At 40.5% G+C, this 18957-nt stretch carries 12 protein-coding genes and 1 pseudogene; 10 read left to right on the top strand and 3 right to left on the bottom strand.

Annotated elements, in window-relative coordinates; genetic code table 11:
* Positions 1-359: 359 nt before the first annotated feature.
* The 5 genes from AC5590_RS16080 (at position 360) to AC5590_RS16100 (ending at position 10154) form a co-directional block, all read left to right on the top strand.
* Positions 360-611, top strand: a complete 252-nt coding sequence (locus tag AC5590_RS16080) for a hypothetical protein (RefSeq protein WP_169264568.1) — start codon at positions 360-362, stop codon at positions 609-611.
* A gap of 1282 nt (positions 612-1893) precedes the next feature.
* A complete protein-coding gene (locus tag AC5590_RS16085; protein ID WP_169264569.1) occupies positions 1894-2157 on the top strand; it encodes a hypothetical protein in 264 nt (87 codons plus the stop codon).
* Between the two features lie 76 nt (positions 2158-2233).
* Complete coding sequence (locus tag AC5590_RS16090; protein ID WP_256379363.1) at positions 2234-2359, top strand: hypothetical protein; 126 nt, start codon at positions 2234-2236, stop codon at positions 2357-2359.
* 597 nt (positions 2360-2956) lie between these two features.
* Positions 2957-4396, top strand: coding sequence for an NHLP bacteriocin system secretion protein (locus AC5590_RS16095; protein ID WP_169264570.1), 1440 nt, complete (start codon positions 2957-2959; stop codon positions 4394-4396).
* A 406-nt stretch (positions 4397-4802) separates the two neighbouring features.
* Positions 4803-10154 carry an NHLP family bacteriocin export ABC transporter peptidase/permease/ATPase subunit gene (locus AC5590_RS16100; RefSeq protein ID WP_169264571.1) on the top strand — a complete coding sequence of 1784 codons (5352 nt, stop codon included), beginning with the start codon at positions 4803-4805 and terminating at the stop codon, positions 10152-10154.
* Positions 10155-10208: 54 nt separating this feature from the next.
* On the opposite strand, the gene AC5590_RS16105 is transcribed toward AC5590_RS16100, so the two are convergent.
* On the bottom strand, positions 10209-12050 hold the full coding sequence (locus AC5590_RS16105; RefSeq protein WP_169264572.1) for a hypothetical protein: 1842 nt from the start codon (positions 12048-12050) through the stop codon (positions 10209-10211).
* A gap of 3 nt (positions 12051-12053) precedes the next feature.
* Positions 12054-13193 carry a 5-methylcytosine-specific restriction endonuclease subunit McrB gene (locus AC5590_RS16110; protein WP_169264573.1) on the bottom strand — a complete coding sequence of 380 codons (1140 nt, stop codon included), beginning with the start codon at positions 13191-13193 and terminating at the stop codon, positions 12054-12056.
* 219 nt (positions 13194-13412) lie between these two features.
* On the opposite strand from AC5590_RS16110, the pseudogene AC5590_RS16115 reads away from it, so the two are divergent.
* From AC5590_RS16115 to AC5590_RS16125, 3 genes and pseudogenes are all read left to right on the top strand, one after another.
* Positions 13413-13706 (top strand): annotated as a pseudogene (locus AC5590_RS16115) (NHLP bacteriocin export ABC transporter permease/ATPase subunit); the annotation flags it as partial.
* Positions 13707-14099: 393 nt separating this feature from the next.
* Positions 14100-14666, top strand: coding sequence for a pentapeptide repeat-containing protein (locus tag AC5590_RS16120; protein WP_169264574.1), 567 nt, complete (start codon positions 14100-14102; stop codon positions 14664-14666).
* Between the two features lie 249 nt (positions 14667-14915).
* Positions 14916-16097 carry a M20 family metallopeptidase gene (locus tag AC5590_RS16125; RefSeq protein WP_169264575.1) on the top strand — a complete coding sequence of 394 codons (1182 nt, stop codon included), beginning with the start codon at positions 14916-14918 and terminating at the stop codon, positions 16095-16097.
* Positions 16098-16206: 109 nt separating this feature from the next.
* Here the strand turns inward: AC5590_RS16125 and AC5590_RS16130 are convergent, their stop codons facing one another.
* Positions 16207-17256 carry a hemerythrin domain-containing protein gene (locus AC5590_RS16130; protein WP_169264576.1) on the bottom strand — a complete coding sequence of 350 codons (1050 nt, stop codon included), beginning with the start codon at positions 17254-17256 and terminating at the stop codon, positions 16207-16209.
* A gap of 262 nt (positions 17257-17518) precedes the next feature.
* On the opposite strand from AC5590_RS16130, the gene AC5590_RS16135 reads away from it, so the two are divergent.
* Positions 17519-18259, top strand: a complete 741-nt coding sequence (locus AC5590_RS16135; RefSeq protein ID WP_169264577.1) for an LmeA family phospholipid-binding protein — start codon at positions 17519-17521, stop codon at positions 18257-18259.
* A gap of 29 nt (positions 18260-18288) precedes the next feature.
* A complete protein-coding gene (locus tag AC5590_RS16140) occupies positions 18289-18831 on the top strand; it encodes a DUF2231 domain-containing protein (RefSeq protein ID WP_169264578.1) in 543 nt (180 codons plus the stop codon).
* Positions 18832-18957: the final 126 nt, after the last annotated feature.

The raw sequence follows: 18957 nt of genomic DNA on the forward strand, positions 1-18957 counted from the left end.
GAAGGCTTTTTTATTTTTATTTATCCTACTTTTATTACTTTTATTCTTATGACATTTGTAGTTCTATTTTTTAACTATATAAAACATAAACTTTATAAAAGTGCTTATAAACTTTAAAGTATCTTTATATTATTTAAATAATAAAAGCTGTAATATTTAAACATAGTGAAAAAACAAAGCTTTACCAACTAAATATTTGTCGGATTTTACATTGAAATTAAATCTGACAACTAAGTTAATTAAAAAAATCAGTAGATAATTATCAAGCTATCTAAAGATTTTTCTTATTAACAATAATTGGTTAAGTCAAGAAATTTATTTCACTGTCCCAAAACTATTTTTACCAGGAAGGAGCCTTTATGTCAGTAGTAGCAATTTTGACCGAGTTAACCGAACAAGAAATCAGCGGAATTGTTGGTGGTGGTCAATCCTCCAAAAACTCTGGTTACAGTAGTGCTAAAGGTGTTAACGCACAATCATCCAATCAATCTGCTACTGTCATAGCAAATGGTGGAGGAAAAAATAGCGATACAAAAGCTACCTCTATTCAAGGTTCAAATCAATCGATTGATAATAGCAAAGATCGTGCGTACGTTACCTACAAGTACTAAGTTATCTCCGTAGTACGCTCTAGTTGAGTGACCATCTCAACCAAAAGTCACTACAGCAATTTGTATTGCCAAAAATTCCTCTATCATGATTTTGTATCATCAGTACAAATCAAAACAGCACTAACCTAAAAAGTATGCAAGTTATAGATTACTTCGTAATAACAGTTATTAACCAGTAGTCCTTTGCCAGATGCTGCCAACAACTGACAAATGACTAATAACGGCTCTTACGAATAACTACACGAGCATCTTATAAGAATAGTGGTCTGGTCTTTTCTGGCTGCAAAAATTGCTACAACGTTACTTTGAACATTGACGGGTGTAAGCTGGATAAAAGTGAAAGGTCAAAGGGTAAGAGACCTTCGTTTGTTATCCCTTACTTCTTACCTACCCGTCAACTTTCCCCTCGAAAAATTAATAAAATTGTGGTATCAACAGGAACCACTCCTTGTTTATGCGCAATTCAAGTATCAAAATTTTTTGTTTCTTCAGCCTTTGATCTCTTATTAAATGATAGGTTTATTTTCGTTCGTACGTATATGGATTAGAAGTCAGGCATGGTGACGAAATTGCCTGTATTGCATAATTTTTCTGGAGTATCTGGGCGAATATTTGATGAGGAATTAGATCTTGCCTTATGCCGTAATTGACGGTATTCAAGCTAGAGGATAAAAAGCAAATTACAGTACAGAACGTGTGAAATTAAATTCTAATTTTTTTGTTTCGCTTTTCGTTATATAGTTGTAATTTTTTTCACAAGCTACTTATGTATCCCGGAATTTATTATAGTTTGGGGATATTGTTTGTTATGAATAATTTGGTGTATTTTAGCTTGTCTAAGCAGTAGTAACTTATAAGATTTGTAAGTTACTTGTCAAATAAATAATTTTTTTCTTAGATGTTTTATAGAGTTTAGACATTAACTTTTATTTTTTTGTAACGACTTACTATTTCTATTTATCCTATTTTTTAAATAGGTTTTTTGTCCATAGTTTCTAATTTGAAAAAAATACTAATTAAAATACTTAATAGAACTTTTATCCAAAATTTATAAAAAGTGTCCTGGTAATATGTAATATTTATAATGTAGTGAAAGTGCAAGACTTAACCAAATAATGTCGTTTGAATGTTAAGAATATGGTAATATTTAACGACAATAAGAAAAAATCAGTAGATAATCACGAGTTGAAGCATCTAAGGATTTTTTGATTACCAATTATTGGTGAAGTAAAGAAAAGAATTTCACTCTCCCAAAACTATTTCACACCACGAAGGAACTTTTATGTCAACTCTAAAATTTGAGCAAGAAACATTCACAGTTTTGACCGAGTTAACTGATGAAGAAATCAATGGAATTGTAGGAGGAAGAGGTTCAGACGTCGCTATTGGTGTTAAAGCTCCCACTAATGTAAAAATTGATGGTGCAACTGTAACCACGCAACAAATCACTCAAGTTGGTGTCGCACTAGTCGTTAATGGTGACGGGAAAGCTAGTGTTAAACAAGATGCAACTCAAAAGGTTATTCAGACAAAACGCCGCCCATAAAGCACGCATACCCTGCGGTAAGTACCTCCGTGTCTACAAAATCAACGAAAAGCTTATACTGTAAAGTTTTTGACTTTTGACTGACTCAGTAGGGTTACTAGCTTATCTCGATAGTATGCTCATCTTGAGTGAGCACCTCAACCAAAAGCCATTACAGCAGTTTGTATTGCCAAAAATTCCTTACATCATCCATGATTTGTAATCATACAAATCAGAACAGCACTAAGCTAGAAGGTATGCAAGTTATAGATTATTTCGTGAAGACAGTTATTAACCAGAAGTCCTTTGCCAGATGCTGCCAACAACTGACAAAGGACTAATAACGACCTTTACAAATAAGTATACGGGTATCTTATAACATAGTGGTCTGGTATTTTCTGGCTGCAAAACCTACTACAACGTTACTTTGAACATTGACGGGTGTAAGCGGGATAAAAGTGAAAGGTCAAATGGTAAGAGACCTTCGTTTATTATCCCTTACTTCTTACCTACCCGTCAATATTCTCCTAAATAATCAATAAAATGTGGTTCTGACAGGAGCCACTGCTTGTTTATGCACAGATGACGAAATTGCGTGTGTAGCGCTAATGTAAGCCTTTGCGCAGGATAATGCGTGAATTTTGTTAGGGCAGGGGGACGCAGTCCCGGATTGAATTTTGAATTAAGCGAAGGGGTGACGTCGAGAGTGCATAAATCTTATGGATAATTGTACGCCAAAGCAAACAAAACGTTACTATTGCTTACCCTTTATCAAAGCTGCAACTTATAAAGTTGCGGTAGCACAATGGGATGGTCTGTGGTGATTAATCAAAGAAGCGACTTGTTCCGCAAAGAAGCTTTAGACCGTGCTTCTTCGCCTGAAGAATTAGATCACATCATGCAGGTAGTCAGCCCGAAAAAGTGGCTACCTATAGTTGCAGTTGGTTCGTTGGTGGCAATGGGGCTGACTTGGAGTTTTTTAGGTCGAATTCCAATTACGGTCACGGGTACTGGAATTATAGTCTATCCCAGTACAATTACCTCATTTCAGTCACCACTTGGTGGTAAATTACAAACAGTTAACATCCGGGTTGGCGATTTTGTAAATAGAGGAGATATATTGGCAACGCTAGACCAAAGCGAACTCCTCAAACAGCTACAACTACAACGCTCTAAATTAGGGCAACTACAAATAGAAGATCGCGCTGCTAGTTTAGTGCAACTACAGCGGCAAAACGCAGACAAAGAAGCGATTAAACAGCAAAGCGAATCTTTGCGGCAAAACCTCCAGGCAGTACAGAAATTAACACCGATTTTAAGAGACAAAGGGCTAAATTCGATTCAACGCGATCGCGTTAACCAAACACAAACTTTAAAAGCACTGCAAAAACTGCTACCTACTTTCCAACAGAGATTGAACAACCGTCAGGAGTTATTAAACGAAGGAGCAATTGCTGGCGATACGGTACTACAAGCACAGCAGGATTACTTAAATGCGGTGACACAAATTAATGAAGCCGAATCGCAACTCAAGCAACTGGATGTCAAAGAAGCAGATGCACAAAGACAATATCTAGAGAACCTGAACTCAATTAAAGATTTGCAAGCGCAGTTAAAACAACTAGATAGTAAAAAAGCAACCGCAGCGCAACAAGATTTAGAAGCAGTAACTACTCGCAAAAAAGAAATTCAGGAAGTCCGGCGCAATATTGCTCAATTAGCACTGCAATTGTCGAGTAGCAGCTTAATCAAGAGTAGCTACTCTGGACGGGTTTTAGAAATTTCGGCAACTCCAGGACAAGTTGTCTCACAGGGTACACCCATAGGAACAATAGCCGCACAACAGCGATCAACTCAACCTATGAGTGTGGCATTTTTTCCTGTTGGCGATGGCAAGAAAATTCAAAAGGGAATGAAGTTACAAGTCACGCCTAGTACAGTGCAACGGGAACGCTTTGGTGGCATCATTGGTGGTGTCACAGATGTCTCACCCTTTCCTGTGACTAAACAGGGTGCATTAAGTGTAGTAGGTAATACCGAATTTGTGGAAGCTTTAATGTCACAAGGACCGCAAATCTTAATGACTTCTCGATTGCAATCAGACTCTTCGAGCTTTAGCGGCTACAAATGGTCTTCTTCAACTGGACCACAGATGAAAGTCACTTCAGGAACTACTACCTCAGTACAAGTCACTGTGGAAGAACGCGCCCCGATTACATTTGTCCTGCCACTTTTAAAATCCTGGAGTGGTATTTCGTGATATGGTATTATGCTGTTCCGACGGAACATAAATCATACCGTTTCATTATTTTGATGACTATAAATAAAAACAGTGAACAGCTACCTACACAGTGAACAGTGAACAAGGGGTGGACGAGTCCGTTTCCTACCTGATAACCCTTCGGGTGTGCGCAGAGCGCACGCCTTACGGCGAACGCCAGTCGCCTACGGAGGGAGACCCTCCTGCAGCGCTGGCTTACTGATAACTGTAGGACTTACGCAAAAACCCTTTTAAACCCTCTTACCTTTGCGTTCTTTGCGTCTATGTCCTGCGGACACGCTGCGCTAAGGCGGTTCATTTTTTCATTATTTTGCGTAAGTCTTGAACTGATAACTGCTAACTGATAACTGTTAAATCACAGTCAAAATTTTTTAAAAATATTTTTATGTTCTGGCAAAATCTAAAAAATATATTAGGGCGATCTGCGCTCCGCGCAGCAGCGAAGCTATCGCCTAAAAAAAAGCGGTGTCATACTCCTACTCTACTGCAAATGGAAGTAGTAGAATGTGGCGCTGCTGCTTTGGGAATTATTCTAAGTTATTACCATCGTATTGTCCCACTAACGGAACTGAGGCAGGCTTGCGGTGTATCGCGGGACGGAGTTAGTGCTTTAAATATCCTCAAGGCTGCTAGAAACTATAAACTTAGCGCCAAATGCTTTAAGACCAACTTAGCTGGCTTGTCGCAGTTGAAATTTCCCTACATTATATTTTGGAACTTTAACCATTTCCTAGTTGTAGAGGGATTCGGCAAACAGCAAGTTTTTCTTAATGACCCCGCTATGGGACGGCGTACTGTTTCCCTAGAAGAATTTAGTGGTGCTTACACAGGTGTCGTACTAGTTGCAGAACCTAGTACAGAATTTCAACGCGGAGGACGCAAGCCCAGCACAATCTTAGCTTTGTGGTCACGGCTGCGAGGTTCTATTAGTGCATTGATTTACTGCGTGGTGGCAGGATTTTTGCTAGTCATTCCCGGACTGGCGCTACCTGCATTCTCCCAGGTATTTGTAGACAACGTATTGATTGAGCATCGGTATGAATGGTTGCGTCCGCTAATTTTAGGTATGCTGTTTACAGCTGCACTCAACGGGTTTTTGACGCTGTTACAGTTGCAGTTCTTGCGGAAGATGAAAATCAAGTTGTCCGTGGGGATGAAGAGTCGGTATCTGTGGCACATTTTACGCCTACCCCTGAGTTTTTATGATCAGCGGTATGCTGGGGAAATCAGTAGCCGTATACAGCTCAACAACAGTGTTGCTGATATGCTTTCGGGTGAGTTAGCGACTACAGTAATTGCAGCAGCATCTGTATCTCTATATGTAATAGTGATGTTGCAATATGATGTGGTGCTAACCTTAATTGCGATCGCTTTTGTGATTATAAACCTTGCTGCCTTGCAGTGGGTCAGAGGGCGGCGCGTAGATGCCAACATTAAACTCATCCAAGAACAAGGAAAAGTCAGCGGCGTAGAAATTTCTGGTCTTCAGAGTATGGAGACGCTAAAAGCATCTGGGTTAGAATCAGATTTTTTTTCCCGGTGGGCGGGTCACTATGCCAAAGCCGTCAACACGGACCAAGAATTACAGGAAACAAACCAGACAATTGGTGTTTTACCAAGTTTTCTCGAAGCGATCGCTTCCATGCTACTTTTAGCTATGGGCGGTTTGCGAGTTATGGATGGAGCTTTGAGCATCGGAATGTTAATCGCCTTTCTCGGTATGATGGAAAGGTTTTTCGCTCCGGTAAGTAATCTCATCAACTTGGGAAGTCAACTCCAAGAGATGGAAGGTAATCTCACTCGCCTTGATGATATCTTACGTAATCCAATTGATCGGCAGCTTGAGCAGGAAAGCAGGGAAGTAAGGGACCACAGGGGCAGGGAATCTCAGGGAGAAATAAATTCTTCCTTGCCTTATGTGCCTTCCTTGTCTTCTAGCTTACGGCTCGTCGGTTCGCAAACATCCCCCTATCTTCTAACCAAACTCAGGGGATACGTAGAATTACGCAATTTGACATTTGGCTATAGCCAAATCGCTCCACCGCAGATTGAAAATTTTAATCTTTTGCTCAGGCCAGGGCAACGAGTTGCTTTGGTAGGTGGAAGTGGTTCTGGAAAGTCTACCATTGCCAAACTTTTGTGTGGCTTATACCAACCGTGGGAAGGAGAAATTCGATTTGACGAGAACCGCAGAGAGGAAATTTCTCGTCAAGTACTAGCCAATTCTATTTCTGTTGTAGAGCAAGAGATTTTGTTGTTTGCTGGTACAGTCAGAGATAACTTGACGCTTTGGGATAGTACTATTCCTGACACTCATCTGGTTCGGGCTTGTCAAGACGCAGAACTTCACGATGTCATCCTTTCACTGCCAAATGGGTACAATTCCGACCTTTTGGAAGGTGCAACCAATTTGAGTGGTGGTCAGCGACAACGGCTAGAAATTGCACGTGCTTTGGTTAATAATCCTAGTATTCTGATCATGGATGAAGCCACTAGCGCCTTGGATAGCGAAACAGAAAAGAACGTCACTCGAAATCTGCGGTTGCGCGGTTGCACTTGCATCATCGTGGCACATCGACTCTCAACCATCCGAGATTGTGATGAAATTATTGTCCTTGATCGCGGCAAGATAGTCCAACGGGGAACCCATGAAGAATTACAGCAAGTTGAAGGGCTGTACTTAGAATTAATCCGCAGTGAAGGAGAGGAGCAGGAGGAGCAGGGAGTAGGGAGCAGGGAGCAGGGAGTAGGGGACCAAATCAATTCAAAATTAGAAGACTCTGCCTCATCCGCCTCATCTGTGTTGTCTTTTTCAAATCTCAAAGGACAACATTACCGTTTACAATGCAATGAATCGCTACAGCTAGATGAGCCTGAGACAATTTGGCTAGTGAAATCTGGTAGCTTGGCGTTATTTGCGATTGCAGTGAATAATAGCATTCCAAAAGATACCCGTCGCTATTTATTTAGTAGCACAGCAGGACAGGCGATGTTTGCGACTGCACCAAGTAAGACAGACAACGAGCAAAAAATTTTAGCGGTGTCGCTTGAGGAGACAGAAATTGTCAAAGTATCCAAAGCCGACTTTAATCAATTGTTTGCTAACGCTAATAAAGAAGTCGTAACTCTGATAGAACACTGGATTTATCAATTAGGTTCAGTACTTGCTGGCATCACTACACCAACGATACCAACATCGCTTCCGGAAACCCGCGACATCTCCTTAGTCAAAGACCAAATATTCCAGCCGCATCAAATATCGTGGGTGCAAGTCGTGCAAGGACGTGTTCGATGGATGGGGTTTGAGGAACTCTCGTTAACTCCTGCATCAGCAATCTTGCCTTTAGGTGCGAATATGTGGCTACAAGCAGATAACACTGTTGAGCTAAAAAGTGTTAACACCTTAGAAATCGAAGATATCAATTCCTTATTAGGCGGTTTGTCCCAATTACAAACTTATTTCCTTTATTGTATTAATCTGCTCCAACGGCAGGAAGTGGATGCAGAATTACTGAGATTTCAAGCCAGAGAACGTCTTGAAAGGCAAGTGATGCAAGAGACGTTAGCAGAATTAGCATCTGTATTGCCACAGCCAAAGTCAGACAGACTAAATAATAGTTCAGAATTCAGTAGTAGTCTTGATTCAACTGATCCAGATCAAGCCTTACTAATTGCTGCTGGTGCTGTAGGACGAGCATTAGGAATTAAGATTTGTCCCCCAGCTGCATCAGAAGATTTATCACGAGTGCAAGATCCTGTGGAAGCGATCGCCCGTGCTTCCCATATCCGTGTACGGCGAATTCAGTTGCGAGACAAGTGGTGGGAAAAGGATTGCGGGGCAATGTTGGCATTTACGATTGAGGACAAACTGCCAGTAGCACTATTACCAGTGTCTGCTACGCGTTACGAACTCTACGCCCCTTCGGAACAAAGGCGCATTCCTGTAGATACCCCCATAGCAAGAGTGTTAGCTTCGACTGCCTACGTATTCTATCGACCTTTGCCTGATAAACAGCTCAAAACTCTTGATTTGCTTCGGTTTGCCCTTCAAGGTCATTACAAAGAACTGATCGTAATTTTAGTGATGGGCATGACTATCAGTCTATTAGGAATGCTAACACCTCAAGCTACAGCAATCCTGATCGACAAAGCTATCCCAGATGCTGATCGGGGGTTGTTAAGCCAAATTGCTTTTGGTTTGATAGCTGCTGCCTTTGGTGGAATGCTGTTTCAACTAGCCCTTGGATTTGCTACGATTAGGCTAGAAACTTTTGCCGATTCCTCTACTCAAGCCGCAGTGTGGGATCGATTGTTAAAGTTAAAAGCTTCCTTTTTTCGCTCCTTTTCAGTTGGTGATTTGGATTCTAGAGTCACGGCGATTACTCAAATTCGCCAAAGACTAGGTAGTACAATCTTAAGAACAATCTTCTCCAGTTTGTTCTCGCTACTCAATCTGGGACTATTGTTCTACTACAGTCTTCCCTTAGCTTTGATAGCTTGTGTGGTAGCATTCGTAAATATTGCCGTCACAATCATCTCTGGTACTCTGATTGTCCGCAAAGTTCGCCCTCTGCTAGAGCAAGAAGGACAAATCTTTGGTGTGATGGTGCAGTTAATTAATGGAGTTACCAAACTCCGAGTCGCTAAAGCTGAAGCCCGCGCCTTTGGTTATTGGGGAAAACAATATACCCATCAATTGAAATTAATCCTAAGTACCCAAGTCATTGAAGACACTGTCACCGTTATCAATCACGTGTTACCTGCATTAACAACTGCTGCCCTCTTCTGGTTTGCTACTAGCTTAATTGGGCAGTCCCAAGTTCCTGGAGGCTCTGGTTTATCAACTGGTACTTTTTTAGCATTTAACGTCGCTTTTGGCACTTTTGTCAACGGAGCTACCAGTTTAAGTAGCACAGTTGTGGAAGTTTTACAAATCTTGCCTTTGTGGCAACGTGCTCAACCAATACTGCAAGGTGAACTAGAAGTCAAGTCTAATCAGGCAGATCCAGGAAGACTATCAGGTAAATTAGATGTAGATCGGGTATCTTTCCGTTACCGCGATGATGGTCAATTAATCTTGGAAAATGTCAGTATCCACGCCCAACCAGGAGAATTTATCGCTATTGTCGGGTCTTCAGGTAGCGGGAAATCAACGTTATTAAGGTTACTTTTGGGATTTGAATTCCCAAAATCTGGCACGATTTATTACGACGGACAAGATTTAGCAGGGTTAGATGTCCATGCTGTGCGCCGCCAATTAGGTGTAGTACTGCAAAATAGTCGCTTGATGTCAGCCTCTATTTTTGAGAATATTGCCAGTAATGCATTGATTACGATGGATGAAGCTTGGCAAGCAGCTCAAATGGCAGGTTTTGCAGATGATGTTGCCGCGATGCCGATGCAAATGCATACAATCGTCAGTGAGGGAGGTAGTAATCTCTCCGGCGGACAACGACAGCGGCTGTTGATTGCTCGGGCACTCGCATTAAAACCCCGCATTTTGTTATTTGATGAGGCTACCAGTGCGCTTGATAACAGAACTCAGGCGATCGTCAGTGAAAGTTTAGATAAACTGCAAGTTACCCGAATTGTGATCGCCCACCGACTGAGTACAATCCGTAACGCTGACCGCATTTATGTACTCCAAGGAGGTCGAATTTTGCAGCAGGGTCGTTTTGAGGAACTGGCTAAAGTTGAGGGGCTGTTTGCTCAATTGATGGCGAGGCAGATGAGTTAACAATTCAAAATTCGTTTTGAAAAGTTTACTCTGTCGGGAAACGCGAACGTTGCATTATCTAAGATAACTATCAGCAATAGCAGCAAAATTTACATCATTAAAATCAATATATCCAAAAAATGAGTTATTAATTGTTTCTTTTAAGACATTAGAATCACTCCACGAAGAGGGAAACCAAAAATCACTTCTAATTTCTAAGTCTTTATATTTCCCGTTAGATTCTATGCGCTGCTGTAACAAATACTCGTACACAAATTGTTTCCTGATACTTCTTTCTTTCAATTCTCTAAAATTGTTACTAATAGAAAAAGCTTCCGGTTCTAAATATTTGATATCAACTATTTGAAAACCACAAGATACTTTTTGTATAAAATCAGCAAACGTACTAACTAAATCATCGATACTCTTGTCATAACGTTCTCTAACATAATATCTAAACAAAGAGTTATTAAAAACATTATAATAATCTACTTCTACACCTAAGTCAGTTTCTAAAAAATCTTTAAACGTAGCGGGTGTCAAAATACCATTTTTCAAAGCGACGCAAAAGACATGATTAACTTGAAACATCAAATCTAATTCACTAGGGTTTAATTCATCGACATCAATATGCCAAAATGAATAAAAGTTGTTAGGTAATTGCGAATTAATCAATAATTTCTTGCCAACTACAGAATATATTTTTTCTAGCTCTACAAAAGTATGCCCTGCTTCTGGAGATTGATTTTTATAACATATCCTTATCCTACGCTCATACTCTACTTCCCCAGATATGTAACAATTGAAAAGAGTTTCGTAAGAATAATCATTCCAATCCTTTCTATACAATGTGAAATATTGATTGAAGCGTTCTATATTATTTTGTATAAAATATTTACCAAAATAATATACAACTGCATCAGGCATTAGCTGCTTGCCATTAATTATAAAAGTATCAGTCAAATCCAAGATTTTTGGCTTACTATTAACTAGTGCCAGTACATCATCAGCTATGTATCTACCATCCAAATGCAAAATATATTCTGGCGCTAAATTCTTCGCTAAATATGTTATGCACATAGATTCCCAAACGCTATGGAAGTTCTTAATACCCCAAATTTCTCCTTCATCCTGTTGGGATAGTTCTCCATATAAAAATAACTCAATCGCATCGTGAAACTGCCAAAAATCATCATCCTTAAGCGGAGTATAGCGTTTGATTAACTCCAAAACATCCTTGAGAATATCTATAGTTTGAGTGCAGTACTCTTCATGGAATAAACTGTACTCTGCCCCTATATATCTATGTTTAAAATCTTCTGCTAGTACCTGCAACTCAGGCGGAATTTCTTCATCTAGCTTCTGCTTAATTTCCCAGAGGATATAGCAATACATTGCCACAATATCTGTAGACTGGTACTTTACTTGCTGTCGGGGCAAGGTCATTGCATCAATATATGCCCCACCATTATTTTGATACACTGCCCTGTGCAAAAAGCGATGAATCTGAGAGTAGTCAATTTTCTCAGTTATCCCTAACCGATAAGCTAAAGACAGTATTTTTAGTTCATCATAAGCAGCCAAAATAGCACCAATATTATCCAGCTTGGAATAGAGCATATTTCCTTCATTAACAGCATCAGGTAGGCTGATTTTCTGAGTGCTGCCATCACCCCGAACAACTCCATCTCTATCAGCAGTAGATTGCAGATATCCTTTAAAATTACAAATATCTTTAAATTGGCGTAATATCTTGTAGAGCAAGAAGAATATATAGCATTTGCTATTATACGTATCAAACACAGCAGGGTCAAAACCACGGGGCAAGCACAATTGGATTTGGGAATCGCGCTTTTGAATGCCGACAAACGAATATTTATCGTTAACAACTGGTTGCAATTCGTGGAAGTTTAGCATTAGTTAAAAACCAACATCAATATCATCTTTTTCTTCTACAGTAGGCACGCTATCATGCCAGTACTCTAGTAAGTCGATTGTATAAATCAAAAAATCAGTAAAGGTAACTAAGCTAATATTTTTCTTATTTAATTTATCTCGAATAAATTCAGTTAATAATTGCTTATTTCTGGCAAAGACACCGTCCCATAGATAAAACATTAGTTTATCTTGCACCTGTTCCAGAGTTACTTCACCATATTTCGGCTTGATAAACCACCAACTAATTAGTTTATCTTCTATCCTTCTAATACTGTAAGAGTGTGATTTTATAAATTCATTTACTCCTACAATACAGCGATACCAATCTAAAATTTTAGCATCACTTAGCGGCAAATTAGTATATCGCACCGCATCAGGTATAGTTTTGGATGACATATTAGCTTTACTAGGAGCATCTACATACTCCCAATCCCAACGACGCTTAAAAGCACTGTCTAAGTAATAAATAGATTCATCAGATGTATTTATGGTTGCAATAATTGATAGATTGGAGGGAATATTAATTTTACGACTTTGCAAATTGTTGAACAACCTTAAACCGTTTTGGTTCGAGTTATCTTTAAAATTCTGTTCCAAAATTTTACTAAAATATTCAAGATTAGTACCATTAATCTGTATCACACCATCATTGGAAACATTAGCCTTATACCCCATCGCATCGAATAAGCCAACTAACTCCATTTCAGAGATATCAACTTCATAAGTTGACCAACCATCTTCTTCCCTATCTAATAGCTGAAATACCGAACCAAATATGGCAGCGGCGTTGCCCCGGTTCAACTCATCAATGACCAGTAAATAGTTCTCCTCTTTACCATCAACCAAACTCCGATATGCCATACCCAACGCCTTGAGGAAATGTCCAGGATAGTACTTATATACTATAGAACCTCCATACGTTAGGGGTAACAATTTGCCCATAAAATCAGAGTATGTGTATTCAGGATGAAATACAGTTTTTACTGTATTAGACAGAGTTTTGTTAGCTTCATCAAACCCAATTAAGAGTTCTTCCTCGGCAATTTCTCGTATCTTGTAGCTTTTGCCAGTCCCAGGACTGCCAAAAATTATCTTCTGGATTGGCTGAAACTGATTGCCCATAGTCTTGGTTATAACAAATACTACCTCAATATTGTACGCACTCTGTTTAGAAAAACAAATACCGTACTATCAAAAAGCAAAATTTTCTTCTATCAGATAAAATTTTTCGTATGTAAAAATTTACATACTAAGGTGTTTCATATCTACTTGTAAATATTTATTAGTGGATGAATGTTACCCTGATTCCAAGCGGATTACTCTGATACAAAACAGAAAGTGGGGGAACAGCGACAGCGACTGCTGATTGCTCGGGCACTAGCATTAAAACCCCGCATTTTGATCTTTGATGAGGCAACCAGCGCTTTAGATAACAGAACTCAGGCGATCGTCAGCCAAAGTTTAGATAAACTCCAAGTTACCCGAATCGTCATCGCCCACCGACTGAGTACAATCCGTAACGCTCACCGCATCTATGTACTCCAAGCAGGTCGAATTTTGCAGCAGGGTAGTTTTGAGGAACTGGCTAGAGTTGAGGGGCTGTTTGCTCAGTTGATGGCGAGGCAGATGACATAATTTCAGTAAACTGATTTATTCCCTACACCCTTATACCCTTATACCCTTACACTCCTTCTTCTTGACGCTACGCGTATCGCAAAGGAGCAACAGACGCATAAAGGCATATCACACTTGGGCAATCTAAGCTAAAAATAATTCCCCCCAGCCGCTTTTATATTAGGCTTGGGGGGAAAAAATAGGTCGTAGACTATAGAGTTTCTGTATATGTCTTGATGTTTTTATTCTATTAACTGTGTTCACTTTTGTACAGTCTTATCGCAAGAATTTACTGAATTTTTACAACATCTTTACTAGTTCTTTATTCTCGCTATTTCTTGAACTAGTCTTATATATAAGTGTAGCATTACATCTACTGCCCAAACTTTCTAAATTGAGTCTATCTGTAAAAATATGAACATTAAAATTGTCATGAGTACGGTTCTGTTTACTTTTTTTGGGTTGACAGCACAAGCCTTCGCACTCAACGAGCAAGACTTGGAAGTTTTAAAAACAACAAATACTTGTCCTCGTTGTGATTTAAGTGGTGCTGATTTATCTCAAGCTAGATTAAGTGGAGCCAATTTACGAGAAGCAAACTTGAAAGGTGCCAATTTATCTCAGGCAAACTTGACAAATGCAGATCTCACAGGCGCAAATCTAGACACCGCAGTCTTAACCTCTGCAAACCTCTCGAATGCTTCCTTAACTGGTGCGAGTCTCAAATCAGCATCTCTGAACAATACCGATTTGAGTTCTGCTGGATTCATCGGTGCCAATTTAGAAGCTGCCAATCTCACAGGAGCTAAACGACAGTATACAAACTTTCGAGGCGCAAATTTCAGTTTGACCACAATGCCCACAGGCTATGTCACTTCTAACAAAAATTATGGCTGGTCACTACAGCGTCCAGCTCAACAACTTGAATGTGATAAGTTCAAAAACCAAAAGGTTCCTGGTACAACTTGTCGCGGTGAGTAATACCGTTTCACTTTAAAGTTAGAACATGGTGGGCAAGTGGGGAAGTAGGGGAAGTAGGGGAAGTAGGGGAAGTAGGGGAAGTAGGAGGAGTCAAATGTATCAGGATTTTTGTCAAAGGGTATCACTCCCCCACTCTCCCTATCTGTTCCACTTCCTGACTTTCAAAATATATGGAAGTTCAATCAGCATTTAGTTAACATTTCTTTATCATGAGAAAAATGACAAAACACTGTGTAACTTAATTCACCAATGCTCACTCTTATTAAAGACTTGGCAATCAAACTGGCACCTCGCTTAATTGAGATTCGCCGTCACATCCACTCTCACCCAGAACTTAGTGGTCAAGAACAGCAAACATCTGCTTTTGTTTCTGGTATTTTATCTTCTAATGGTCTTCACGTAAAAGAGCGGGTGGGTAAAACTGGCGTTGTTGCAGAACTGCAAGGTACTGGCAAAGATGAGCGTCTATTGGCAATTCGCACTGATATGGATGCGTTACCAATTACAGAACGCGCTTGTCTAGAGTTCGCCTCTCGCTCACTAGGTATTATGCACGCTTGTGGTCACGATGTCCACACGACAGTCGGCTTAGGAACGGCAATGGTACTGTCTCAAATAGCAGAGGAGTTACCGGGTGGAATACGGTTCTTATTTCAGCCAGCAGAAGAAATAGCCCAGGGCGCTAGTTGGATGATAGACGATGGCGTAATGAACCAGGTTTCAAATATACTTAGCCTTCATGTTTTCCCTTCGATACCCGCAGGTTCGATTGGTGTGCGTTACGGCGCGTTAACGGCAGCTGCTGATACTTTAGAGATTATCATTATCGGTGAATCCGGACATGGTGCTCGTCCCCATGAGGCGGTAGATGCTATCTGGATTGCTTCGCAAGTCATAACTACACTGCAACAAGCAATTAGCCGAACCCAGAATCCTCTACGTCCTGTCGTGTTAAGCATAGGGCAGATTAACGGTGGTAGAGCGCCAAACGTGATTGCTGATAAAGTGCAGTTGTTGGGAACAGTCCGTTCTCTCCATCCCGAAACCCGTGCCAATCTTCCAAATTGGATTGAAAAAATTGTCGCTAACGTATGTGAGCCGTACGGTGCAAAATATCAGGTAGATTATCGCCAAGGCGTGCCTAGCGTGCAAAACGATTATTCCCTAACGCAGTTGACGCAATTAGCAGCAGAAGAAGCATGGGGTAGCGATCGCGTTCAAGTCTTACCCGAACCTTCTCTTGGTGCTGAAGATTTTTCTGTTTATTTAGAACACGCTCCTGGTAGTATGTTTCGCTTGGGTGTGGGCTTCAAAGATAGGCTGATTAATTACCCGTTGCACCATCCACTCTTTGAGGTGAATGAATCTGCCATTATTACTGGAGTTGTCACGATGGCGTATACAGCCTACAAATACTGGCACCAAACTTGATAAACTTAGATATCCAAAGAAAAACTCCCAGCATCTACCGTGTTGGGAGTCGCTATTCTAGCAAAACTAACCGCAAGATGCAAATATTTGCGTCTTGTGGTTCCAGAAACTACTTAGCGCCGACTACGCCCAATTTCTTTTGAATCTCAGTCTTAGCGGCTTTGAATTCTGTAGCCAGTTGCTCGCTTTGTTCAGTGCTCAAGTTGTTGCGAATCGCAGCAAACATCGAGCTTTCTTCTTGACGCATGTGGTCGCCAACAACGTCCATAAGCTGTTTGATTTGACCTTTGAATTGCTCCATGTTAGAAGGGTTGATACCCTTGATTTGCTCTAACATCTTCTTCATTTGCGCTTGTTCATCATACAGTTCTTGAGTGTCGTTCTGACCGTAGAAAGGACGGACTCTCGGGTAGACGACTTGTTCTTCAGCTTCAGCGTGAGCACTCAAATCCTTGTAGATTTGACCAAAGTACTCTTGAATCTTTTGGGGATCTTGGCTTGCCAAAAGTTCAGTGAACAAGGTGTTAACCTTGCCGTGATCCAAACGAATAACATCTTGGATGTTCAGATCCTTCTTGTCAGTGTTTTGGGTAACAGCACTACCTAAAACGCCACCGACTGCAGCCATAGCGTCTTGAACGCGTGCCCAAATTCCTTGATCAGCATCTTGTCCCGTCAGTTCACGAACACCCAAAACTTCTAGAACACCTTTGAGTTGCTCTTGGTGAGCGCGGTTCTCAAAGTTAATTGTATTCAGAGGTCCAATTGCCAGTAACACGTCAGCACCAACTTTTTGTGCTGCCTTGTGAACTGTCAAACCGGTCATAACTTGCTGGTGCTTGAGCAATTCATGCTGAAATACTTTCTCGTACAGGCTCAGCTTAGAGCCTTGCTGCAATTGACGAACCTTTTCAATCATTTCTGTAATGGTTTTTTTTGGCTCGGCTTGGATGCCATACTGACCGATAACAGTTTCCAAAACGCCCAGATTTTTTCTGTCATCTTCGAGAAAGTCCCGGAGGCGCTTAGCGATTTCTTGGTCACTGACTTGTTTGATAAGCTGTTCTTCATTTTCAATAATCAACTGTTGAAGTGCTTTCAGATCTGCCAGTTGAATCGCAATAGCAGAACGCTTGGTATCATCTAGTGTTGCAACCATTTTCTGGTATCCCCTCAGGATCAAGTTTTTCGTGTTATTTACTCTCTCAAAGTGACACAGCTATCAAGAAGGTTCCATCTTTCTTTTGACCGATAGCTCATAAACCCTGGGTAGAAAAAGGAGAAGAAAACTTAATAAGTTTTTATGTTCTACTTTGAGATAGATAATTGTTTTTTTTATCCTCATTCGGCAGATAGATTAATTTTTAATATTAATTTTCTAGATTTACGCAAGAAAAGTCAAAAAAGGATATCAATTCAGAATGCCGGATAATCAGGGGTTAGGGGAGCAGGCACTGAACAAAGCTGTAGAAATCGCGTTATCTAGCCAGTTAGATAAAGTAGAATATCTCGATGTAGATGTCAAAACAGACCCACTGAAAGTGATTCAAGGAGAGGTTGATTCAGTTTCAATAGAAGGCAAAGGATTGGTAATGCAAAAAGACCTCCGAGCGGAGGAGTTGAAAATGCAAACGGGTAGCATTGCCATTAATCCTTTAAGTGCAGCTTTTGGTAAGATTGAACTGACAAAACCAACGCAAGCAAGTACACAAGTTGTTTTGCTCGAAAACGATATCAACCGTGCCTTCAACTCAGAATATATCCGTTCACAGTTGCAAAGCCAGAAAATTCACGTCAACGGGCAGTTAACAACAATTATTCCTCAACACGTGGATTTTCATTTACCTGGTAATAATAAAGTCGAATTAAGCGCTTCTATTCTATTAAAAGAAACGAATGAAACTCATCAAGTAGCTTTCTCCGCAGTACCGAAAGTGAGTGCGAATGGAGAAACAGTTTCTCTAGAAAATGTTGAGTATGGTGATACACAGGAAATCTCACCAGAGTTGACAAAAGCTTTGATAGATGCAACAAGCGAAATTTTGAATCTGAGTAACTTTGATTTACAAGGAATAACTCTACGAGTTAAACAACTTGAAGTGGAAACAGCTAAACTGATACTGCAAGCTGAAGCTCACGTGGAGCAAATTCCCTCCGCATAAAATTAGGATCCTTAAGGAGAGTAAAAATTATGGAAACTACAGAAAGAAGTTCGACACCGTTCCCAAATCTGCCACCAGTTATTGAGAGTGATGATAGAGAGTATCATGATACTGGTGTACCTAGCACTGTTGCGATCGCAGGGCATCCCTTACACCCCCTGAGTGTCGTCTTTCCCATAGCCTTTTTAGCCGGCGCTTTGGGTAGCGACTTCGGCTACTGGTTAACTCATGATTTCTTTTGGGCAAAAGCTTCGCTGTGGTTAATCGGACTGGGATTGCTTGGAGGCGTTTTAGCAGCGCTGATCGGCATAAGCGACTTTTTGCAAATTGAACGAGTCCGCAAGCGTTCTGCTGGCTGGGCGCACCTGATTCTTAATGTAGTGCTTCTAGTGTTGAGCGCCGTTAACTTCATTCTGCGTCTCGGCAACCCTGAGTCAGCAATATTACCTTGGGGACTCTTAATCTCACTTGTTGTCGGTACGCTGACGAGTGCTTCTGGCTGGTTCGGTGCTGAACTATCCTATCGCCACAAAATTGGTGTGGTAGGTCCTGGTAGCAGAAGATATCCGTAACAAGATTTTAGATTTCACAAATCCCAACCCAAAAAGCTTTGGTGCAAGGACAAAAATCTTTGTTAGTTCCTGGTTGCGAAAATGCTATCAAAACCAACTTAAATCTTTTATATCATCGTCTGTATG

Source organism: Brasilonema octagenarum UFV-OR1, from assembly GCF_963888615.1.
In the GTDB taxonomy this organism is placed as follows: domain Bacteria; phylum Cyanobacteriota; class Cyanobacteriia; order Cyanobacteriales; family Nostocaceae; genus Brasilonema; species Brasilonema sennae.